Genomic DNA, 23008 nt, shown 5'->3' with positions numbered 1-23008 from the left:
CTATTGTGCAGGGTAAGCAGCGTCTACAGTGTGATGTTGTGCATCTATCGCAGAACGCACTTCAACAACATCATCAAACCAGTGACGTACGCCATTAATTTCTTGATAATTTTCATGTCCTTTACCAGCAATTACAACAATATCACCAGCCTGGGCCTGCTGTGTAACAAATTTAATCGCTTCACGGCGGTCATGAATTTCATGCATACGGTGACCTGAAAAATCGATTCCTTGCTTCATATCAGCAAAAATTTGTTCAGGGTCTTCTGTTCTTGGATTATCCGAAGTCAAAATAACTGGATTTGCGCCATCCAGAGCTGCTTGAGTCATGAGTGGACGCTTACCGCGATCACGGTCCCCACCACACCCAAATACGGCCCAAAGTTGATTAGAAACATGACGCTTTAATGTTTTAAGCACTTGAATTAATGCATCTGGTGTATGTGCATAATCAACAACAAATAAACGCTCACCATCACGAATAACTTGCATTCGGCCAGGTGCACCAATCAGTTTAGGAACAAAAGTAGCTAATGCTTTTAAATCAAAGCCTGCTTGCTCAGCAGCAATAAGTGCTGCAATCAAGTTTTCGACATTAAAATGCCCTAACAATGGACTTTGCACAGCAAAAGAACCTTGCGGGCTCACTAAATTAAATGTCGCCCCTGCTAAACTGTAACTCAGGTCAGTAATATAATAATCAGCAGTATTTTGAGTAAGTGAATACGTTAAAATTTTCGGTTGAGCAGGATTTTGCTTTGCTGCATTGATCATGAGAGCAGCATGCTCATCATCTAAATTAATAACGGCTACTTTTAAAGAATTAAAACGGAATAAAAGAGCCTTCGCTTCTGCATAAGCCTCTAAAGTACCATGGTAATCCAGATGGTCACGACTCAAATTGCTATAAACAGCAATCTCAATCGCACAACCATTTAAACGACCTTGTTCCAAACCATGTGAGCTTGCTTCTAAAGAAGCAAAAGTCGCACCTTGTTTTGCATAATCATGTAATACATTTTGCAGTTGTAAAGCATCAAGCGTAGTGTGAGTTGATGGTGTTAAGTCTGGTAAAATACCATTGCCTGTAGTGCCCATCACAGCACAGCGCTGTTGTTGTGAACTAATTAATTCAGCCACTAGACGCGAAATTGTGGTTTTACCATTTGTACCAGTCACAGCAATAATACGCACTGGTGCTACGGGATCTATACGCTGTAAATAACGTTCTTGCCACTCACCCATACGTTGACGCACATCAGAACATACCCACTCATTCGCTACGCCCAACTTAGTCTCACTAATAATGGCAAGAGCACCATTAGCTAAAGCTGACTCAGCAAAAGCACGTGTTTTTTCAGGTTGGCTATAACTGGTCAAAGCGATAAAGATCTGGCCCGACACAACATTACGGCTGTCTAAACTAAAGCCTTGAAAAGGCTGTTTAGACCACTGTGCATCGATCTCGACTGGATTAATTTCTTGGAAAGAAACAGACATAGCTTACCTGCGAATAGGATTTTCTGGAGTATCAAGGGGCTTATCAAGCGGCACATTCATTAAGCGCAATGATTCTTGCATAATGCGTGCAAAAACAGGGGCCGCAACCAAACCACCGTAATAACGGCCTTGTGGATTTTCAACAACTACAATAACCGCTAAACGAGGATCACTAATCGGAGCTACACCTGCAAATAAAGCACGATATTCATTATTAGAATAACCTTTACGGTCTGCACGAAGTTTATGAGCCGTACCTGTTTTACCACCAACGCGATAACCTGGAATATTAGCTTGCTTTGCAGTACCGCCTGGCATCGTCACTTGCTCAAGCATAAGCAAAACCTGATCAGCAATTTTTGGAGCAAGAACTTGCTCACCTTTAGGAGCTTGATCGAGCTTATGCAAGCTTAGAGGCATTTTTACCCCATGGTTTGCAAGCATTGCATAACCTTGCGCCAACTGAAGAATAGTTGCATTTAGACCATAACCATAAGCCATGGTACCAATTTGGGAAGAGTTTAATTTGCTTACAGGAAGTACTAAACCAGAGCTTTCACCGGGGAACTTCACAGCAGAACGTTTACCAAAGCCAGCACGGTTAAAGAAGCTTGGTAATGTTTCCTTAGGAAGTGACAACGCAATTTTTGCTGAACCCACGTTTGATGACTTAATAATTACGCCACTGACAGTCAAAGCACCATAATTATGCGTATCACGAATAGTATGCCAGCCTAAACGCATTGAACCTGGCGAAGTGTTGACAATCGTATTTGGTGTATATTGTCCAGTTTCGAGTGCAGCAGAAACTGTAAAAGGCTTCATGGTAGAACCCGGCTCGAACATATCAATCGCACCGCGGTTACGCATGGCATCTTTATTAGATAAACCATTTTTATCATTCGGGTTATAAGATGGCCAACTGGTCATAGCCAGAATTTCACCTGTTTTAACATCTACAGCAATTGCTGTCGCCGAACGAGCGTTATTTGCGACACCAGCAGCCGTCAACTCACGATACATAATATATTGCAAACGAGAGTCGATACTTAAAGTGATGTTTTCGCCTGGTTCACCCTCACGAATAACCTCTGAAACCTTTAAGCGGTTACCACGCTTATCACGAATAATTTTTTGTTCGCCATCTACCCCAGAGAGTTGTTTATTCAACTGCATTTCCAAGCCTTCAATCCCTTGGCCTTCACTATTGGTTAAACCAATAATCTGAGCATTTGGCTGCGGTTGAGGATAATAACGTTTATATGTTTTCTCGGCATAAACGCCTTGGAAGTTACCCTTTGTAATAAGATCTGCCTGTTGCGGCGGAACTTCTTTTTTCAAAACCAAATAACGAGAACGTGGACGTGCATTCATCTGTTTTTTTAGATCTGCACGATCTAAACCAACCACATCCGCCAACTCATCAAGGTTTAGGTTTTTATCTGGTAATTGTCGTTTTAACTTACGATTATTTGGATCTTTTTTTAATTCGGCTGTAATTTCGTCATATAAATGCTTGGTATCAAAGTAATCACGTGGATCAATGACAATTTTCATAATAGGCGTACTAATGGCCAAAGGTACGCCATGACGGTCACTAATAACCCCACGCATTGCCTCAATACGTTCAGTACGCAAAATATTGGCATTGGCCTTGTTTTGCAAAAAGTCTTTATTAATCACTTGCACATAAAATGCACGTGCAATTAAAACAACAAAACAGAGCAGTACTGTTGCCCAGAGCAGATAAAACCGCCACATATCGAAGGCAAGAGTTGGCTTTTCCGAAATAGACTGCTGTTTTTTCCGTGTTTGCTTTGTTCGCTTATCTACCATACAGCAAGGCCTTACTTATTTTGCTCTGAGGTCATCGGTAAAGAAATTACCACCGTTTCTGCAGCAGGTGGCGAAAACATGCGTAGCTGGGTTACAGCACGCGTACCAATCTGTGCTGTTGCACCGAAGGTTTGTTGCTCAATAAGCAAACGTCCCCATTCAGCATTGAGATCATCACGTTCACGCATATAAGAGCTAAGCTCTCTATAATCATGACGATATTCAAACACTTGAAATACCACCATCATGGCACTGATAAAAACAAGCGCCACTAATACGGTGTATGCCACAACTTTTTTCACCACTTTATTTTCAGTGGTTTCAATTTCATCACTGCTTTTCATTACGCGCCTTTTTGTTCCAAGCGTTCAGCAACCCGAAGCCATGCACTACGTGAACGTGGGTTCGCTTTTACTTCTTCTTCACTCGCACGAACCCGTGAAATTTTCTTTAACCTTCTTGTATCTACCTGTTGCTGTGGCATTCCCCAGCCAATATCTTCTGCCAAAGTCGATTCTTTTTGAATAAATTGTTTGATCAAGCGATCTTCAAGAGAATGAAAGCTAATCACAGACAAACGCCCTTTTGGTTTTAGTAAGTCTACAGCTTGTGGTAAAAATACTTCAATATCATCTAGTTCTTTATTAATAGCAATACGAATTGCCTGAAATGTACGTGTTGCTGGATGCTTATGCTTTTCCCATTTTGGATGAGCTGTTTTAACAAGTTCTGCCAATTGGGCTGTTGTATCTAGTTTTCCAGCTTGTTTAATCGCTTTTGCAATACGTCGACTATAACGTTCTTCGCCATATTGATAAATAATATTTGCTAATTGCTCTTCTTCAATTTCAAGCAACCACTCAGCTGCGGTTAACCCCTTAGAATTATCCATTCGCATGTCTAGAGGACCATCTTGCATAAAACTGAAACCACGTTCAGCTTGGTCGAGTTGAGGAGATGACACTCCTAGGTCAGCCATAATGCCATCAACACTCATCACACCAATTTCCTGCATTTTTCCTTTAATATCAGCAAAACTGGCATGAATAATGGTAAATCTTGGGTCTTCTTGTGCCAAAGCAGCCGCAACTTCCAAAGCTTGAGGGTCTTTATCAAATGCATATACTCGTGCATTTTCATCAAGTTTCGAGAGCAATAAACGTGTATGCCCACCTCGTCCGAAGGTTGCATCGATATACACCCCTGTTGTGCGATCTGCCAATAAGCTCTCAACGGTCTCAAAAAGTAAGACAGAAATATGCGACATAGGTGTTAAATCATTGCGTAAAAATGTAACTGCACATTATCACCTTGTTTATGACCAACGCCAAACGGCTTTTTGTAGGAAAATATTAATTTTTCATAGATAAAACCGTTTTGTTAGCATTTTTTAAGCAAAATAAGAAAGTAAGAATAATTTTCTAGTGTTAAATACGAATTAATAAAACTTTTTATTAAATTTTTTATTTCAAAAATTCTCATTTCCTTTACGCTTATTTTATCAGAAACACTCGCGGATTTATCTTAGGACGAGATGAACCGGCAATCTTTTTCGGCATATTTAGCGATTTGATTTAACCATTTTTGCCGTTGATCTGAACTTGCACCCCGCACTGTTCCAACATAATTAACTTTGACTTTACTAACACCACAAAATTGCAAAGTCGCTTTTTTAAGTTGTCGAGTACTTGGCTCACCATAGTACCAACGATAAAACCAACCTGGCTGATCTAAAGTCGTAATCAGTCGTGCTGTTTTTGACTGTAAGTGACCAATAACACGATTGCTGTTTTCTCGGTAACTAAATACAAGATTCGGTAAAAAGAGTCGGTCAATAAAACCTTTAGCGATAGCCGGAAGCCCTCCCCACCACACTGGAAAGAACCATACCAAATGATCAGCAGCCTGAATTTTTTCCAGTGCATTCATTAAATCAGGTTCCAATTCCATTCGTTTCTCATAGCCATATTTTAAATTAGGCTCGAAATCCAACTTTGCAATCTCGATGAGATCTACCTGAACACCTAATGTTTTTGCCTGCTCCACATAGTTATGAGCTAATGCATGATTAAAACTAGTATCGGATGGATGACCATTGATAACTACAATACGTTTAGAGACTTGAGACATATATCGCCTTTATTGCCGCCCATTCAGATATCAATTGATATCTGAAATAAATAAGTAGCGAAAATATCTTATAAAAAATAAGATATCAAGTGATATATCAACTATTCTTTTAGCTGACTCTTATGACTCTTTCTCGCAATGAAAAACAGATACAAACTCGACAGCATCTCATTGATGCTGGGTTTGCACTCATTTCTGAATATGGTTATAACGCGGTATCAATCAGGAATCTTTCTAAACAGGCAGGATATACTCAAGGTGCTTTCTACTCGAATTTCAGCGGTAAAGAAGAGTTTTTACTTGAGCTGATGCAACTTCAATTCGCTAAAGAAAATTTACAGCTACAAGAAATCTTTACCAGTGCTCCTTCAAATACGGAGCAATTAATCGATTCATTGCGCAAATGGCTAACGGTTTTTTTTACAGACGATGAATGGCTTAAAATATCAATAGAACTACAACTATTTGCTGCACGTGATATTACCTTCGCCGAAGAATATCAAAAGGTTTGGAAAACTCATCAGCAAGAAGTAACGAAGATAATGAAGCAATTTTTTTCTTTAGTACCCATGGTCGAGCCTGATGACTATGATTCTATTGTCACAGAGCTTGTATCATTAAGTTATGGGCTAGCTTTACAATATATGATTTTCAAAGATGACATAGATCACTACATTAATATCTTTATCAATACTTTAGTAAAAAGATTAGGTAATTTTTAAATTAATCAAAAAATGAGATCTAAAAAATACAAAGAGCCGCTCAATTATTAAATAAGCGGCTCTAAACAAAAACTTAATTAATTATTGCTTCCCATCATAAATTTGATCAAAAATAGCCCCATTAGCAAAATGTGTTTTTTGGGCTTTAACCCAGCCACCAAAAACATCATTAATGGTAAATAATTTAATTTTTGGGAATTGCGCTGCATATTTCGCAGCCACTTGAGCATTCCGCGGACGGAAATAATGTTTAGCAGCCAATTCTTGGCCTAAAGGTGAATATAAAAAGTTCAGATAACCTTTTGCCAAGGTTCGGTTTCCATCTTTATCTACGGTTTTATCTACAATCGCTACAGATGGTTCTGCCAAAATTGAAATTGATGGATAAACAATTTGATATTTATCTTTATCAGGTCCTTTAGTCGCCAACAAAGCTTCATTTTCCCAAGACAACAAAACATCACCAATGCCACGTTCAGCAAATGTCGTAAGTGAACCACGAGCTCCCGAATCTAGAACTTTTACATTGTGATAAAGCTTTTTCACCAACTCTCGAGCTTTAGCATCATTTCCACCCGGCTGTTTTAAAGCATATCCCCAAGCAGAAAGATAAATCCAACGCGGTGCGCCACCTGTTTTAGGGTTAGGAGTGATAATTTCCACGCCTGGTTTTGTTAAATCATTCCAATCGCGTATATTTTTCGGATTACCTTTTCGTACTAGAAACACGACAGTTGACGTATAAGGGGCAGAATTATTTGGAAATTCTTTTTGCCAGTTCGGCTGAATAAACCCAGCTTTCACAATCTCATCAATATCATTCGCTAACGCTAGCGTTACTACATCAGCTTCAAGTCCAGTGGCTACCGCGCGGGCTTGTTTACCAGATCCACCATGTGACTGTTTAAATTCAACATCTTGCCCTGTTCGCTGTTTCCAAAATTTACCAAATGCTTGGTTATATTCTTGATAAAACTCTCGAGTCGGATCATAAGAAACATTTAAAAAAGAGGTAGCTGCTTGAGCCGCTGTTGCCGCCATTCCCACATATAAAGCGACCGCTATTATTGATATTTTTTTCATTTACAAAATCCATCATTCATTTTAGTTTAACTATATTTTTAATTTTATTTTTTACAATCAATTACTTATATTTATATCTTTTTTATTAATCTTTTTTAGATATATAGCTTAGAATGTCTAAATTATTTCATTTTTGAAAAATTTTGTAATTTTTCTTACAACTTATTTAGGACCTTCACTTTATCTACACATTAATTTGTTAAATAATGAAGCGTAAAGGATACATATGGTCTACATTTGAGTCGACCAGTTTAAAATATAGGTAAAATTTGTAAAAAGTGTGACACAGTTCCACTTTTTTATTAATATTTATGTTTAAATCGTAGCATTACCGTAATTTTACATTTTGTTAAACTCAAAAAATAGATGAAATGTAATGAACAGAGGGGATGATTAACAATGAAAATTCATTATGGAAAAGCTTTAAGCTTAAGTTTGGTGCTGGGTTTAGCATCACAGTTTTCTGCAGCAGCAGTACTTAAAGACACTCCAAACAAAACAGGTTCAGATAAGCAAACTTCGCTTATTGAAAAAGCTTTAGATCAGCAGAAACGTAACCCTATCGTTTTACCTTCTACAAATGATGAGCTTAAGGTTCTTAATACTATTCGCGTTACTCCAACCCAAAATTTTCTTGCTGCACAACACGAACGTTTTTCACGTTTTGTTCAGGCAATCTTTCAGCCGCATGCTTCTTAAAATCTGAAACATCCCCTCTTCGTTTCAGTCTTAGCCCAGACTGACGTTAAATAAAACGTCAGAATACTGGGCTTTTTCGTTATAATAGTTTCAATTTTTATTCTGACCCATTATTTATGAAAGTTCGTACTCGTATTGCACCTTCCCCTACCGGTTTTCCTCATGTTGGCACGGCCTACATTGCTTTATTTAACATGTGTTTTGCGAAGCAACATGGCGGAGAATTTATTTTAAGGATTGAAGATACAGACCAACTTCGTTCTACACCAGAATCTGAAAAAATGATTTTGGATTCATTACGTTGGTTAGGTTTAAATTGGTCTGAAGGTCCAGATGTAGGTGGCCCGCATGCACCATATCGCCAATCTGAACGTATGGGAATTTATAAGCAATACGCATTAGAACTTGTTGAAAAAGGTCATGCTTTTTACTGTTTCGCAACAGCAGAAGAACTTGACCAAATGCGTGCTGAACAACAAGCACGTGGCGAAACACCAAAATATGACGGCCGTGGTTTAAAACTTTCTCAAGAAGAAGTGACTCGACGTCTTGAAGCAGGTGAACCTCATGTTATTCGTATGAAAGTGCCTGAAGAAGGTGTTTGTAAATTTAACGACTTGCTACGTGGAGAGGTTGAAATTCCTTGGGCTCAAGTCGATATGCAAGTCCTTCTAAAAACAGATGGTTTACCAACTTACCACTTGGCTAACGTTGTTGATGACCATTTAATGGAAATCACTCATGTATTGCGTGGTGAGGAATGGCTTCCATCTGCACCGAAGCATCAGTTGCTTTACCAATATTTTGGTTGGGAAATGCCAACTCTTTGCCACATGCCATTGTTGCGCAACCCAGATAAATCAAAATTGTCTAAACGTAAAAACCCGACATCAATTAACTACTACCGCGATATCGGTGTATTACCAGAAGCCTTGTTAAATTATTTAGGCCGCATGGGTTGGTCAATGCCGGATGAAAGAGAAGTTTTCACATTACAAGACATGATGGACAACTTTGATATTCAGCGTGTATCACTAGGTGGACCAATTTTTGATGTTGAAAAACTGAATTGGTTAAATGGTCAATGGATCAAAGGTTTAACACCTGGCCAATTATTAGACCGTTTATTAACATGGAAGAGTGATCGCAACACTTTAGAAGATATTGCTGCCGCTATTCAACCACGTATTAATTTACTTTCAGAAGCTGTAAATTGGGCTGGTTTCTATTTTAACCATATGCCACAAATTACTGCTGAAATGTTTGAAAGTAAAAAATTGACTCAAGAGCAAGTTCGTCAAAGTTTACAATTTGCAATTTGGCGTCTTGAAGGTCAGTTTACTTGGAATAATGACACCGTTAGCCAAACCCTAATGGATCTTGCGAATCAGATGGGCATTAAATTACGTGATTTCATGCCAACGTTCTTTATTGCAATCGCCGGTTCAACGAGTTCGACCCCAGTTATGCAATCAATGGTTACGCTTGGACCTGATTTAACTTTCGCTCGCTTACGTCATGCCCTAGAAATTGTAGGCGGACCAAGCAAGAAAGAAGTTAAAAATTGGGAAAAACTCAATGAGAGTTTAAAATTGCCGAAAAATGACGCAACTAGCGAAGTTTAATTCATTTTTTTGTTGACGTGTGAGCGCATTCACCCTAAGATTGCGCTCACACAAACTGGGGTCATAGCTCAGTTGGTAGAGCGCTACAATGGCATTGTAGAGGTCAGCGGTTCGATCCCGCTTGACTCCACCACGCTCCTTTGTGTTTGCCTCATCAAGTCCCTATCGTCTAGAGGCCTAGGACATCGCCCTTTCACGGCGGTAACCGGGGTTCGAATCCCCGTAGGGACGCCATATTCTGCTTTAAAAATTATTAAAAGACTCTATCGTCACCTTACTGTTTATTCTTTATCTCTTTCTAGATTGCACATTTGTCTATTTTATCTAAAATAGCGTCTTTCTTAATTCTCTCAATGTGTAATATGCAGCCATCTGACAAACAACTAGATGCTCATCAGCATCAGAACAGTACTGCACCTTTAAAAAGAGCCATGAGTACTCGCCACCTTGTGATGTTATCACTGGGCGGAGCGATCGGAACTGGTCTATTTTTAGGTTCAGGGGAAGTCATTTCACAAACTGGAGCTATTGGCGCAATTATTGCCTATATTCTTGGTGGCGCGATCGCTTACATGGTCATGCTCTGCCTAGGAGAACTCGCTGTACACATGCCTGTTTCAGGTTCTTTTGGTGCCTATGCCAAAAAATACATTAGTCCAAGTACAGGCTATATGATTTCTTGGATGTACTGGTTAACTTGGACTGCAACGCTTGGAACAGAATTCACAGCCGCAGCATTGCTCATGCAAGAATGGTTCCCTCAAATTTCAATGTGGATTTGGACAATTATTTTTGCAGTTACTATTTTTGGCTTAAATATTAGTTCAACGCGTATTTTTGCTGAGTCTGAGTTTTGGCTAGCCCTTGTTAAAGTCGTCACGGTCATTGCTTTTATTGTTCTTGGCTTATTAGCAATTTTTGGTTTAATTCCATTCCATGGTGCCCAGACTGCTCCACTATTTAGCAATCTTACAGCTCAAGGCTGGTTCCCTCATGGTTTAATTCCTATTTTTACGACCATGCTAATTGTTAACTTTGCTTTCTCAGGAACCGAATTAATTGGTGTAGCAGCTGGCGAAACAAAAGATCCAGCTCAAAATGTACCAAAAGCGATTAATGCCGCGATCTGGCGCCTACTTATTTTCTTTGTAGGTACCATCATTGTTATTAGCGCCTTACTCCCATTCCAACTCGCAGGTCTAGGCGGTGATGGTGTAAGTAGCAGTCCTTTCGTGACCGTATTCAATTATATTGGCATTCCATATGCGGATGACATTATTAGGTTTGTAATTATTACTGCTCTACTTTCAGCAGCAAATTCTGGCTTATATGCAGCTTCACGTATGATGTGGTCTCTGTCAGAACAAAAATTACTACCTAGTGTGTTTGCGACTTTATCAAAAAGTGGAACACCAATCGTTGCTCTAGTTGTAACCATGTTTGGAGCAATTCCAGGTTTGCTATCAGAGCAATTTGCACCAGAGACTATTTTTAAGAATCTGCTTGGCGTAGCGGCTTTTACCATGGTGATTGTATGGATGAGCATTTGTTTAAGCCAGTTCAATTTCCGCCGCCAATGGTATAAATCAGGCCATACTGTTAAAGACTTACAATATGCTGCGCCTTTATTTCCTATTGTGCCAATTTTAGGTTTTATTTTCTGTTTTATTACTTGTTTAAGTATGGCAGCAGACCCTGAAATGCGTGCTGGTTTTGTAGGCTGTCTCATTTTCACAGCTTTATGCTATGCCAGTTATTTCATTTTTTATCGTAATAAAGACTAAGACTGTCGTTATTCAATTAAAGTGTAGCAAAAAGCTACACTTTTTTTTGCCTACATACTGGTTTTATATATCAGACCACGGTAGATTAAAATTTATATTAAAAACAATTCTTTGTATAGAATGAAAATTATATTTATCCACGGGATGAATCAACAAAACTACACAGCACATCGCTTGAAAGAGCATTGGTTAAAAGTGTTTAAGCTCGGCCTAAAACAAATGCCTTGCAGAGTTAATATCCGTGATCTTCATATTCACATGCCATTTTATGGCGACTTAATGACCAAATACCAATTAAGTAATCAATTAGACCTTAACACGTTGTTACCTAAATCATTTTTTAATAATTATTTCCCTATTAACGTACACCCAAGTAATCCCCCACCTAAAGAGCACACTCCATTTGTTCCGTTGTTACGTCCCTCAACCGATCAAGCTGAGCAAAGCTTCTCAGAACGACTTTATCTCACTTCTCAATTAGTTAAAGATCGCGTACTGAAAGAACTAGTTGTTTTATTAAATAACTTTCCTAAACTGCATGAAAGTTTGATTCAACAATTCCTTATCGAAACCTATATGTATTTATCTAATCCAGAGTTCATGCAGGAAGTACATCAAAGAATTTTAAAGAAAATGCGAGAAGAAGAAGATTATATTGTGGTGGGACACTCTCTTGGTTCAGTTATCGCTTTCCAATTATTATCAGATCCATCTTATCAATTCTCAGTTAAGCGTTTTATTACCCTAGCTTCGCCTTTAGCTTTTCGCGTGATTCAAAGTAAGCTCCCGAATCCAATTTCCAGACCGCCATGTATTTACGGTGATTGGTTTAATTTTTACTCTCAGGACGATTTTTTGACCGCTTTTCCCTTATGCGAGGCCCCATTTAATTTTGATCCTGCCATTATCAATCAGAAAATTTATACTTTTGCCAACCAACCGCATGAAATTTTAGGATATTTACAACATCCGTCGGTCATAAAGGCAATTATTGAACCTTTTCAGAAAAATGAGGGCTAAATGTATATATTTTCTACAATTTGAGTTATTTTTAATCGCTTGATTGTTTTTTTTAATATTTCTTCAGAAAACTATTTGACACTTTTATTAAATCGACCTAATATACGCCCACCTCTGAAACGTCCCTATCGTCTAGAGGCCTAGGACATCGCCCTTTCACGGCGGTAACCGGGGTTCGAATCCCCGTAGGGACGCCAATATTTTTCAGATGTATGCCTCATATAAGTCCCTATCGTCTAGAGGCCTAGGACATCGCCCTTTCACGGCGGTAACCGGGGTTCGAATCCCCGTAGGGACGCCAAATTCTAAAAAGCCACTGCATAACGTCAGTGGCTTTTTTCTTGCCTAAAAAATAAAAAGCCAATCAATGATTAACTTTTTATATGCTCTATCAACCCGCAATTCCTACTTGTACTTCAAGACGACCTGACTGCACTCGCAGTCCTCTAATTTCAAACTGATCTACGAGCTGCTGCACAAGCTCGCGACTTTCTCTCAAAATATTCAAGCCTGGTAAAATACTAAAATCAGTCAAACTTAAAAGCTTTTCAACCATCCATGAACGGTTGTTAATAAAGTCAATAAATCCTGCTTGCTCTAGGTCAATAAACCACATGCGATGCCCATCGCGTTGGATTCCGGGAATATCGCCAATCAAGTGATTAATGAGTGATGGAATAGGCAACATATTTACGACTTCGAAACCAACTCGACCAATACGGCGCACAGCCCAATTTGACAAGGTGCCGCCATGTCGAATCTGAACATCAAGACTTTCATCCATTTGTCGCAAGCGTAAGAATTTTTCCTGCCCAATACGACATTCCAATACTTTAAAATCTAAACTCAAACGATACATGAAGCGATGATAATGCCCATCGATCTCGACTTGGAAACTGTCATTGCCGCACTTGATTTTAATATCATCAATTTCTGAGCGATCAATGCGCTTACGAATTTGATTATTTAATAACATTTCGGGTAAGTACAACGTTAAGGTACTTTTGCCCAAAAAAGTTCGCGCCATAATCAACGCGACTTGGCGTGCTGTTTCACTGGTTTCAGACACCATATCTCTTACCGTGCCTGCTGCCAGATTTGTCATTCCGACAACTCCACGTCGTGTATGCGTAGTTACTTGATCGAGCGCGTCCAAAGCAGCATCAGCAACCTCTGCAATATTACGTGTCGTGTCGCTAGCAAACCCAACTGCATCTTGGGCATGTTGCAATGTCTTATGCAGTAATCGACGAGATAATGACGGTTTAGCGGTATCTGGGGTAGCTAAAACCGGTGCTGTCGTTGTAGGCTGCGACTTATTGTCATCTTGTTGACCCAAGTCCCTCTCTCCTTTTTATATTTATCCCACATCCTATTCGAGTATTTAAGCTCATTTATTGTGCTAATCACACTTCATTTTTCTGTAGATTAGCATGCTCTACAATATTATTTTATTTTTTATGTGTACGGATAAATCATCCGTTTTTTATATTTCTTTGTTTATCCATAAGTAATTTTTCTGCTAACTCAATGCATTTCATCGATATATTACAAATTTTTTTCTTTCTGCACATTTCCGTTAGAATAGATTCAAACTAAATGTGGAGTTCCCATGCAATATCGTTGCCCTAAATGTCAAAGTGTTAAAATTATGCCTGTGAGCCAAGGCGTTAACAGCGCAAAACCTGTCGTTCCTAAAAGTCTGGTTATCTTGATTCCTGCAATTTTTGTGCTTTTACTGTTAGTAGTCATTAGCATCTTTATGTGGATTTTTGGCAATGGTGCAGGTAGTTCTCTTCAAATCGCGACAGTAGTTGCATTTGTGGTTACTGTAGGGGCAGGTTTTATGTTCTGGCGTGATTTGCCTGATTTCAAATTGTCTATGCAAGCATTTATGCAGTCACAAAAACACTGGAAATGCCGTGACTGCAATAACGAATGGGAAATTTAAAAAAAACTGTTCACATCAGCTCAATGCTGATGTGAATGTGCATTATCTGCATCATCATGTTTATGCGAAGCATGTTGAGCAATATGCTGACAATTGATCTCAGCATCGTCCTCAATTTGCAATGTCACTTCACCAATACCATGTTCATGGGAAAGCATTTCAACAGCATCTTGATACAACTTGGTACGATCAGCTTCAGGCGCAAATAAGTGCACTGTTAAATGGATGTTTTTAGAAGTGATCGCCCATACTTTGAGTTGATGAATACTTTCCACACCCTTTAAAGAAAGTAAATCTGCACGTAGCTTCTCAATATCGACCTCTTCTGGCACACCTTCGAGCAAAATGTTGATACTTTGCTTAAGTAAAACCCATGTTCTTGGTAATACCCAAAATCCAATCAGTACTGCAATAAGCGTGTCAATCCAGTACCAATTAGTGAAGTAAATAATAATTGCACCAATAATAACGCCTACTGAACCTAGTGCATCACTCAATACTTCTAGATAAGCACCTTTCACATTTAGGCTGTTATTGGCACTCGACATCAGGATTTTCATTGAGATGAGGTTAATCAACAAACCAATGGTTGCCACGATCAACATGCCCACACTTTGAATTTCGGGTGGCTTAGAGAAACGGATATAGGCTTCATATAAAATATAAATTGCCACAACGAACAGCATGAGTGCATTAAATAAAGCGGCCAGAATTTCAAAGCGCTGATAACCAAAAGTACGTTTATTATCAGCGGGACGTTTTGAAATCTGAATTGCGACCAGAGCAATTGCCAAAGCAGCTGCATCTGTAAACATATGCGCAGCGTCAGAGAGCAATGCCAGACTTTGTGTGATTAAACCTGCAATGACCTCAACAATTAAAAATGTCGTAGTAAGCGCCAAGGCAATCGTTAGTTTCTTGGCATTACCTTCAGTCACTACAGCATGACTATGGTCATGATCATGTTGTCCACCCATTTTGCGGACTCCTTATTATTTATCTTTATGGTGAGGTAAAAGTAACCATGAATTCATGTTTACCTTTACCTGTTTCAAATACTTTTCTGACTCAAACTTTTTCATCAAAAAAGATATCTCAAATCGATGACATTATGAATGCCCAACTTTATTCGTCTTGCTTTCATTCATCCATCGATAAATGACTGGCAATAAAACCAGCGTTAGTATCGTAGATGAAATAATGCCACCGATTACTACCGTTGCCAAAGGTCGTTGTACCTCTGCACCCGTTCCAGTTGCCAAAGCCATTGGAATAAAACCGAGGGAAGCAACGAATGCCGTCATTAATACAGGGCGTAATCGCAGTACAGCACCTTTCCAAGTTGCAGCATGAACATCTAGAGTTGCTCTTAGCTCTTTAATGAATGTGAGCATTACCAGACCATTCAATACCGCAACACCTGATAGAGCGATAAACCCGACTCCAGCAGACATAGAAAGCGGAATATCTCTCAGCCATAAAGCCACTAATCCACCAGATAAAGCGAAAGGAACCCCGCTAAATACAAGTAAACTATCTTTAAAGTTACTAAATACCGCCATCAACAACACAAAGATCATGATGAGCGCCATCGGTACGACGATTTGCATTCTTGCAGTGGCAGAAGCAAGATTCTCAAATTGCCCTCCATAACCCAACCAATAACCGCTAGGTAGCTTTTGCTGCGCCAGTTTGCTTTGCATCTCTTGTACAAAAGACCCAAGGTCACGATCACGCACATTTGCTGTCACAATCACTCGGCGCTTACCATTTTCACGGCTCACTTGAGCAAGGCCCAGAATATTCTCAACTTTGGCAACGTCTTGTAACTGGATCAGACCTCCATTTGGTAAGCGAATCGGTAATTGTGCTAGCTGCTGAGGCGTACGCATGTTTTCCTGTAAACGAATCACAAAATCGAAACGTCTATCACCCTGTAAGATTTGCCCTACACTCTGTCCTCCAATACTCGCAGCGACAATATCCTGAATAGACTTGACTGATAATCCATATTGGGCAGCTAGTGCATGATTAACATCTACATTAAGTAATGGCAAACCATCAGTCTGTTCAACTTTGACTTCACTGGCACCTGGGATGCTACGTAGCTGTTGGGCTATTTTTTCCGCTTCCTGATTGAGGATTTGCATATCATCCCCAAAAACTTTCACCCCAATATCACTACGGACACCTGAAATGAGTTCATTAAAACGTAGTTCGATGGGTTGCGAGAATTCACTGTTATTACCAGGAATCTGATTCACGAATTGCAGCATTCTGGTACGCAATTCATCTATCGTTTCTTTAGGGTTTGGCCATTGATCGTGTGGCTTTAATAGAACAATACCATCGGAAATATTAGGAGGCATGACATCGGTAGCAACCTCGGCTGTTCCTGTTCTTGCAAAAATAGCTTTAATTTCGGGGAAGGCTTTGAGTAACTGCTTTTCGACGTTCTCCTGAATTTTAAGCGACTCTTCTATGCCTGTGCTTGGAGCACGCATGAGTTGCAACGCAAAATCACCTTCACTTAACTGAGGCGCGAACTCACTCCCCACTCTTGTTGCAATAGCACTTGTCAAAATTAAAATGCTGATAGCCGCTGTGACAACAACATATCGAAAGGCATAAGCTTTATCGAGTAAGCCTGCATAGGCTTTTTTCAAGGTCATCATCCAGCGACTTTCTTTTTCCTTCACTTCACCCGTAACAAACAGAGCTACTGCTGCCGGAACAAAGGTCACAGATAAAATAATTGCTCCCAATAATGCTAGGACAACGGTCATTGCCATAGGATGAAACATCTTTGCTTCAACGCCTGCTAAAGCAAAAATTGGTAGGTACACGACCATAATGATGATCTGACCAAAGATTAATGGGCGTCGTGCCTGTTTAGCTGCGAGAAAAACCTCAGTGAAACGTTCTGAACGTGTTAATAAGCGGCCTTTTAAATGCTGCGCTTCAGCTAAACGCCGAATACAGTTTTCAACAATAACAACTGCTCCATCAACAATGATCCCGAAGTCCAAAGCTCCTAGACTCATCAGGTTGGCACTGATTTTCTGTTCTGCCATACCTGTTAAGGTAAAAAGCATTGCCAACGGGATAATACAAGCAGTGATTAAAGCAGCACGAAAGTTTCCTAAAAAAATGAAAAGAATAACGATGACTAAAATCGCCCCTTCAATCAAATTTTTAGCTACTGTTTTAATCGCTTTATCTACGAGGCTACTACGATCATAGACTGTTTCAATCACCACGCCCTGAGGGAGTGATCTTTGAATTTCCTGAACTTTATCGTCAATCGCCTTAGCAATAGTTTTACTGTTTTCACCCATCATCATCATGGCGATACCTAAAACAGTTTCCTGTCCATTATAGGTAGCACCACCTGTACGCAAATCATGACCAATCGATACTGACGCTACATCGGCAACCCGTATAGGTAAACCGTTTTTAGTGGCGACCGTAACGTTCTGAATGTCTTGTATCGATGTCAGCATGCCCGGAACACGAACTGTGAGTTGCTGACCATTCTCTTCAATAAATCCAGCACCACGGTTTTCATTATTATTTTGAAGCGCATCTTGTAAATCAGTGAGTGGAATTTGCAACTGTTGTAAGCGTGTCAGATCTGGAGAGACCACATAGGTCTTGTTATATCCACCAATGCTATTAACTTCTGCCACCCCTTGTACGCGTTGTAACTGGGGCCGAATAATCCAGTCCTGAATTTCGCGCAAGTCCATCGCGCTATAGGCTGAACCATCTGCTTTTTTAGCATTTGGCTCTGCTTTTACCACCCATTGATAAATCTCGCCGAGTCCAGTCGAAATTGGAGACATTTGCGGATCAATGCTATCTGGTAAAGCACTCTTAGCTTCTTGTAAACGTTGGTTAATCAGCTGTCTTGCCCAATAAATGTCAGTACCATCTTTAAAGATAATCGTGACCTGAGAAAGACCATATCTGGAAATTGAACGAGTCTGTTCCAGATTTGGAATACCAGACATGGCATTTTCAATTGGATAAGTAATCCTTTGCTCAACTTCCGGCGCAGTAAAGCCATTAGCCTGACTATTGATTTGTACCTGTACATTGGTGATATCAGGCACGGCATCAATTGAAAGTTTTTGGTAGCTATAAATTCCGACACCAATCCAAGCAATGACAAACATCATGACCCAAATGGCGTTGTTAATTGAAAACTGAATAATTCGATCAAACAAACCTTCAGCCTTTGGCAAATCAGGTTTATTAATGTCCATGCTCAGCCTCCCCTTTTTCAAGTTCGGACTTGAGCAAGAAACTACCTTGAGTCACATATTGCTGCTTTTCAGTAATTCCAGATTTAACCTCTACCCAGTGTGCATCTGAAGAATAATTGCCTAACTCTACGGCAACAGGAGCAAAATGAATTTTGTCCTTCTCTTGTTTTGCAATAAAGACGACATTCTTGCCATCAATCTGTTGTATCGCTGTCTTGTTAACCCGTAATACAGTCGCTGCATTATTTTGTTTCAGTAACACATTGACCATTAAGTTAGGACGTAATTCTTTTGAAGGTGTGAGTACCTTGGCACGAACCTGTAGACGACCAGTTTGAGTATCCGCTTCTGAAGTTAAACTTTGTACCTGTGCTTTAAAAATGTTGTTAGTTTGCAGTGATTTAAATTCAATTTCCTGATTAGGCTGAATATTGGTATTTGCACTTGGTAGCACAAATTCGACCCATAACTGATCTAGGCGATCAATAACAAATAATTGTTTTTCAGGACCAATTTGCTCACCAATGACAATATCTTTATTACTGATTACACCGCTTAAAGGCGCAGTTAAAACATATCGGCCTTTACTTGAGCGATTCGCTCCCAAGGCAGATAAACGGCTATTTGCAGCTTGTACCTGAATTTGTGCCTGACGATAAGCATTGTAAGCACGCTGATAATCTTGACGTGCTGAAACACCTTGTTCCCACAATTGCTTTTCACGCTGATAATCTTGCTGCGCTAATGTCAACGCTTCTTGTGCCATGCTTAAGTTAGCTTGTTGATCGACTAAATCCGGTACAAATAAAGTTGCAAGCGCTTGACCCTTTTCAACTTGTTGTCCCAACGCAACATTTACGCTATCTACACGCGCAGAAAACGTTGAAGAGACATGTGCTTGCTGGTCTGTATTTACAACCAGTTTGGCAGGATAAGAGAGGCTCTGTTCAACTTCTCCACGTCCTACTTGCTCTAACTTCACTCCATATTCAACCAGTTGCTTAGACGTGAGGTTTAAACTGCCTTCCTCTTTTTCAGATTCTTCATGACCAGCTTCACCCTCTGCATGCTCTTCTTCACCTTCAGTATTAGGCTGTTTTTTTCCAGAGAAAAATAACCAAGCACTTAAAGCAAGGCAGACAATCAGTAGCAAAATAGCAATAAACCATTGGTTTTTCATTTTCTTAACTGACATTACTCTGCCCCTACAACTGTCGGCAACTTATAGGTGTCTTGCCATAAATTTTGATTAATTTGATTTAATGCATCTCCAGACATCACCATATTTGGATCGATCCCGAGAGCTAAACTTTCTGCCTCAATTGCTTTTTGCCAAGCAGATTTAAGCAGTTGAACTTTTTTCAAGCGTTGTTCTTGTAATTGCAAGGTAGATTGCTGGACATCAGTAATTGCAAATTTACCGACTTTAAAGCCAAGCAACATTTTCTCTTGTACTGTCTCTGATAAAGGGATTTGCTGCTCATTCATTAAATTATATTGCTGCTTTAAACCCGCTAACTCGTACTGTAGAGTACGGATGGAATTCTGGCTTTGCTTTTTATAAAAGCTTTTCTGCTGGTCAATTAAATCGAGTTTGCTTTGAGCAACTTTGAGCGCATATTGCTGGCGATTAAAAATGTTTAAAGGAACTGCTATACCTACTCGAATCTGATTTTCGGTACTGCTCGTTTCTGCGGTTTTACTACGAACCACGCCCATATTTACAGTAGGCGTAGGCCGATTTTTTGCCTTTAAATAATTAATTTCAGAATTTTGTTGTATTGCTTGAAGCTGTAGGGACTGTTCTAACAAATTCTGTTTTAGATATTGGTCGATATCACTTTCATTTTTTAAAGGCCACGCACTTTTTATATCCGGGCGTAAGGTGAAGTTATCTTCTGTCTCACCCCATAAGTTAGCCAATTTTCTTTTAGCACTACTCAGTGATAATTCAACTTCCTGATATAAACGCTGATTTTCAACATGCGTCATAAGAGTTCGATCTAAATCAACCTGAGCAATACTGCCGGCCTGAAAGCGTAAGCGGGTAGCATCAAGAAGATTTTTACTCGTTCTTAACTGGGCTTTAGCAACTTCATGTTCAAGTTCTAAAATAGATACTTGTGACCATAAATATTTTACCGCCAGCTTCAGTTGAGCCTCATATAAAACCTGATTTAACTCAACTTGATTTTGCTGAACACTTGCTAGTTTTTTTGCTGCGGAACGTACACCAAAAATATCTAGTTTTTGCGAGATTCCGAGTTCTAATTCCTGATCTTTTCCAGATTTAAAACCCGTTTGCTGTACAGAAACCGTCGGGTTTTCCCATAGCTGGCTCTGTTTGATATTGCTCTCGGCAATATCTTGTTGAGTTTGCCAAATTCCTGTTTGAGTCTGAAATTGCTTAACCTGATCAAGCACCTGCTCAAACGTTAAAACATTCTGTACCTGCTGCGATTGAGTATTCTCAGCAAGATTCTGATTTGAATTAGCAGCAGTTGTTACAACGCTAGTTGAAAGCGCAACTGCAACAACTAATGATTTAAGTACCCAAGACGTACTCAGACTAACGAAACGCTTTTCGTATAAAAAAATAGACATAAAATAACCCTATGAAATAAATAATATTTCTGGTGGGCTAATTTTCGGCTACCCCACCTATAGCAGGGTTAAAACAGGAGGCGGGTCTTGTTTAGAGATATGAGGGGACTTATAAGAATTGGACCAATAATATTGTTGTTTTGGCTCAGATGACTGTATTAACGGTGAAACAAGCTTTTCTTGTGCTTCTACAATCACAACATGAAAACATGAAGGTAAATGGTCATGATGATCAGACAAGGTTAAAGGAGCTTTATGAGTAGTTCCTACGATATCTGTCTTTTCCGTATGGCTATGCTGTGAAGCTTCATAGCTCAACGCTGCATGATGACCAAAATGATGTAATGCCTTTTCCTGATTTTCATGGGCGCAAAATGCTGCTGCCACATTCCATAAACTTTGGAATATAAGCAAACAGAATAAGACGGACATGAAAAGTGCAGAACGTGGCAACAGCACACCATTAAACTAAGAAGTTGAACAAAGCCACTATAGCAGGCTATCGGCATGTAATAAAATTACATCTATAAATAGCAGTATAGAAGCGATCCTAATCTCGCCTGAGTAAAGATAAGAATAAATCATTAAGAATTTTTATCTTTACTCATAGGAAACTAATTATTAAGCAATTAGTTTCCTAAAAAATAAAAATTATTTACGCTTACAAGTTAAATGAGGATTCTTACTTTTTTCAGCTTTAGCTTTTGTTTCTTGCTGAGACTTAATATTCTTTTCGAGGAATATTAACCCTCCATCAGCATGAGCCAAACTTGTTGAAAGAAGTAAAACCATCAAAACTGATTTTTTATTTAGTTTAATAGACATAATAATCACCTGATCTAAATATTTCGAATTTATTTAAGGATTTAACCCAGAAATAAAATTAATTTTTCGCATGCCTTAGTTAATCAACTCAGAACAAAACTTCTGAGTCTCTAAGAAGCATGCGGATATACTTTCATTTCATTTTTAGAACCAACTAAACAATGAAGGGAGAACACCGTGTAGTCGCAACTCATCAAAAAGTTGGACTAACGCCGCAACCCAGATAAACCACACCACCTGCGTTAAAAAAATACGGAAATGCTTCGGTGAAACCTGATAGAACTCAGGCTCTTTAAAATTTTTGAAACTTGGTAAAAAGCGTGGAATTGTCTTTATATAATCTGAATATGCAGTTCCATATTTTTCACTCAGGAATGCTTCTTCTTGACGTATAACAAAATGGTAGTAACAGAGAAAATAAAGTGTGAATAATATTGGGAAGATAAACGTCTCTGTAATCAACATAATCCCGACTCCACCCAGATAACTAAACAGATAGAGTGGATTTCTACATAAAGAATAGGGACCGTCTGTCACCAACCTGGCATTCTTAAATCCAGAAATGTAAAGACTGCACCATATTCTTCCCATTACTCCTATGCCCACAAAAAACCATCCAAAGAACCATAAAATATGTTCTATAAATGCCTCCTGGAAATGCCATTTACTAAAACTTAAAGCAAGAATAATAGCTAAAATCAGCCCAATCACTCGGGAGCTCACAGTTCTAACACGGGGGGTAAATAAAATATTCATTTCCATAAACCTCCATCACTGTGAATCATCAGAGATGAGATAACCGATTCATTAAAATGATATTTTTGTTTCCCGGAAAGATTTGACAGAACCTTATATCCCGCCTTGTCATTAACATAAAGACGTGAATGTTTAAGTGAGTAATCTACATAGAAGATTGCTGCGCTTTGTTTGCACATATAATTAAGCATAAAATAACCCTTTG

21 protein-coding genes and 4 tRNA genes are annotated in these 23008 nt (G+C 39.2%); 10 read left to right on the top strand and 15 right to left on the bottom strand.

The genetic code is table 11. The annotated features are described in order from the left end of the window. The 5 genes from KTJ10_RS11910 to KTJ10_RS11890 all read right to left on the bottom strand — a co-directional run bounded on the left by KTJ10_RS11910 (window position 1) and on the right by KTJ10_RS11890 (window position 5466). Window positions 1-1500 carry a UDP-N-acetylmuramoyl-L-alanyl-D-glutamate--2,6-diaminopimelate ligase gene (locus KTJ10_RS11910; RefSeq protein ID WP_262442096.1) on the bottom strand — a complete coding sequence of 500 codons (1500 nt, stop codon included), beginning with the start codon at window positions 1498-1500 and terminating at the stop codon, window positions 1-3. A gap of 3 nt (window positions 1501-1503) precedes the next feature. Next, entirely contained in the window at window positions 1504-3336 is a 1833-nt protein-coding gene (gene ftsI, locus KTJ10_RS11905) for a penicillin-binding protein PBP3 (protein ID WP_002117016.1), read from the bottom strand. An 11-nt stretch (window positions 3337-3347) separates the two neighbouring features. Continuing rightward, window positions 3348-3680: a cell division protein FtsL gene (gene ftsL / locus KTJ10_RS11900; RefSeq protein ID WP_002116847.1), complete on the bottom strand. Its 333-nt coding sequence runs from the start codon at window positions 3678-3680 to the stop codon at window positions 3348-3350. Beyond that, window positions 3680-4603, bottom strand: a complete 924-nt coding sequence (rsmH, locus tag KTJ10_RS11895) for a 16S rRNA (cytosine(1402)-N(4))-methyltransferase RsmH (RefSeq protein ID WP_262442095.1) — start codon at window positions 4601-4603, stop codon at window positions 3680-3682. Before rsmH ends, ftsL begins: the two co-directional genes overlap by 1 nt. 257 nt (window positions 4604-4860) lie before the next feature. Next, window positions 4861-5466 (bottom strand): NAD(P)H-dependent oxidoreductase, encoded by a 606-nt coding sequence (locus KTJ10_RS11890; RefSeq protein WP_262442094.1) that lies wholly within the window; start codon window positions 5464-5466, stop codon window positions 4861-4863. A gap of 122 nt (window positions 5467-5588) precedes the next feature. On the opposite strand from KTJ10_RS11890, the gene KTJ10_RS11885 reads away from it, so the two are divergent. Then, a complete protein-coding gene (locus KTJ10_RS11885; protein WP_262442093.1) occupies window positions 5589-6188 on the top strand; it encodes a TetR/AcrR family transcriptional regulator in 600 nt (199 codons plus the stop codon). A gap of 81 nt (window positions 6189-6269) precedes the next feature. Here KTJ10_RS11885 and KTJ10_RS11880 read toward each other — a convergent pair whose 3' ends face one another. After that, window positions 6270-7271, bottom strand: coding sequence for a sulfate ABC transporter substrate-binding protein (locus tag KTJ10_RS11880; protein ID WP_262442092.1), 1002 nt, complete (start codon window positions 7269-7271; stop codon window positions 6270-6272). A gap of 399 nt (window positions 7272-7670) precedes the next feature. Between KTJ10_RS11880 and KTJ10_RS11875 the strand changes: the two genes are divergently transcribed. The 8 genes from KTJ10_RS11875 (at window position 7671) to KTJ10_RS11840 (ending at window position 12700) form a co-directional block, all read left to right on the top strand. Then, a complete protein-coding gene (locus KTJ10_RS11875) occupies window positions 7671-7970 on the top strand; it encodes a hypothetical protein (RefSeq protein ID WP_016142869.1) in 300 nt (99 codons plus the stop codon). Between the two features lie 116 nt (window positions 7971-8086). Continuing rightward, window positions 8087-9595 carry a glutamate--tRNA ligase gene (gene gltX, locus KTJ10_RS11870; RefSeq protein ID WP_086264787.1) on the top strand — a complete coding sequence of 503 codons (1509 nt, stop codon included), beginning with the start codon at window positions 8087-8089 and terminating at the stop codon, window positions 9593-9595. Window positions 9596-9652: 57 nt separating this feature from the next. Beyond that, window positions 9653-9728: transfer RNA gene (locus tag KTJ10_RS11865), tRNA-Ala, on the top strand. A 25-nt stretch (window positions 9729-9753) separates the two neighbouring features. Further along, window positions 9754-9829: transfer RNA gene (locus tag KTJ10_RS11860), tRNA-Glu, on the top strand. A gap of 128 nt (window positions 9830-9957) precedes the next feature. Then, entirely contained in the window at window positions 9958-11379 is a 1422-nt protein-coding gene (locus tag KTJ10_RS11855; protein ID WP_086264786.1) for an amino acid permease, read from the top strand. 120 nt (window positions 11380-11499) lie between these two features. Beyond that, on the top strand, window positions 11500-12399 hold the full coding sequence (locus tag KTJ10_RS11850) for a hypothetical protein (protein WP_202732999.1): 900 nt from the start codon (window positions 11500-11502) through the stop codon (window positions 12397-12399). 121 nt (window positions 12400-12520) lie between these two features. Then, a tRNA-Glu gene (locus KTJ10_RS11845) sits at window positions 12521-12596 on the top strand. Window positions 12597-12624: 28 nt separating this feature from the next. Continuing rightward, window positions 12625-12700: transfer RNA gene (locus tag KTJ10_RS11840), tRNA-Glu, on the top strand. A 90-nt stretch (window positions 12701-12790) separates the two neighbouring features. On the opposite strand, the gene KTJ10_RS11835 is transcribed toward KTJ10_RS11840, so the two are convergent. Further along, entirely contained in the window at window positions 12791-13738 is a 948-nt protein-coding gene (locus KTJ10_RS11835) for a hypothetical protein (RefSeq protein ID WP_199977039.1), read from the bottom strand. Window positions 13739-14011: 273 nt separating this feature from the next. Here KTJ10_RS11835 and KTJ10_RS11830 point away from each other — a divergent pair, with 273 nt between their 5' ends. Beyond that, window positions 14012-14350, top strand: coding sequence for a hypothetical protein (locus KTJ10_RS11830; protein WP_002117013.1), 339 nt, complete (start codon window positions 14012-14014; stop codon window positions 14348-14350). Window positions 14351-14370: 20 nt separating this feature from the next. Here KTJ10_RS11830 and KTJ10_RS11825 read toward each other — a convergent pair whose 3' ends face one another. The 8 genes from KTJ10_RS11825 to KTJ10_RS11790 all read right to left on the bottom strand — a co-directional run bounded on the left by KTJ10_RS11825 (window position 14371) and on the right by KTJ10_RS11790 (window position 22994). After that, window positions 14371-15327, bottom strand: coding sequence for a cation diffusion facilitator family transporter (locus tag KTJ10_RS11825; RefSeq protein WP_262442091.1), 957 nt, complete (start codon window positions 15325-15327; stop codon window positions 14371-14373). 132 nt (window positions 15328-15459) lie between these two features. Then, window positions 15460-18618: an efflux RND transporter permease subunit gene (locus KTJ10_RS11820; protein ID WP_262442090.1), complete on the bottom strand. Its 3159-nt coding sequence runs from the start codon at window positions 18616-18618 to the stop codon at window positions 15460-15462. Continuing rightward, complete coding sequence (locus KTJ10_RS11815) at window positions 18608-19813, bottom strand: efflux RND transporter periplasmic adaptor subunit (RefSeq protein ID WP_262442089.1); 1206 nt, start codon at window positions 19811-19813, stop codon at window positions 18608-18610. Before KTJ10_RS11815 ends, KTJ10_RS11820 begins: the two co-directional genes overlap by 11 nt. Continuing rightward, on the bottom strand, window positions 19813-21222 hold the full coding sequence (locus KTJ10_RS11810) for a TolC family protein (RefSeq protein ID WP_262442087.1): 1410 nt from the start codon (window positions 21220-21222) through the stop codon (window positions 19813-19815). Before KTJ10_RS11810 ends, KTJ10_RS11815 begins: the two co-directional genes overlap by 1 nt. Before the next feature lie 57 nt (window positions 21223-21279). After that, complete coding sequence (locus KTJ10_RS11805) at window positions 21280-21675, bottom strand: cation efflux protein, CzcI-like (RefSeq protein ID WP_346524984.1); 396 nt, start codon at window positions 21673-21675, stop codon at window positions 21280-21282. A 198-nt stretch (window positions 21676-21873) separates the two neighbouring features. Continuing rightward, a complete protein-coding gene (locus KTJ10_RS11800) occupies window positions 21874-22047 on the bottom strand; it encodes a hypothetical protein (protein WP_199977048.1) in 174 nt (57 codons plus the stop codon). A 144-nt stretch (window positions 22048-22191) separates the two neighbouring features. Continuing rightward, complete coding sequence (locus KTJ10_RS11795; RefSeq protein WP_262442086.1) at window positions 22192-22809, bottom strand: methyltransferase family protein; 618 nt, start codon at window positions 22807-22809, stop codon at window positions 22192-22194. Continuing rightward, window positions 22800-22994 carry a hypothetical protein gene (locus KTJ10_RS11790; RefSeq protein WP_005067033.1) on the bottom strand — a complete coding sequence of 65 codons (195 nt, stop codon included), beginning with the start codon at window positions 22992-22994 and terminating at the stop codon, window positions 22800-22802. The genes KTJ10_RS11795 and KTJ10_RS11790 overlap by 10 nt, the downstream gene beginning before the upstream one ends. Between the last annotated feature and the right edge of the window lie 14 nt (window positions 22995-23008).

It is taken from the genome of Acinetobacter sp. WU_MDCI_Abxc222 (genome assembly GCF_025514755.1).
In the GTDB taxonomy this organism is placed as follows: Bacteria; Pseudomonadota; Gammaproteobacteria; order Pseudomonadales; family Moraxellaceae; genus Acinetobacter; species Acinetobacter geminorum.
The sequence above is the reverse complement of the archived record's forward strand: the minus strand, read 5'-3'. Positions and strand labels throughout refer to the sequence as shown.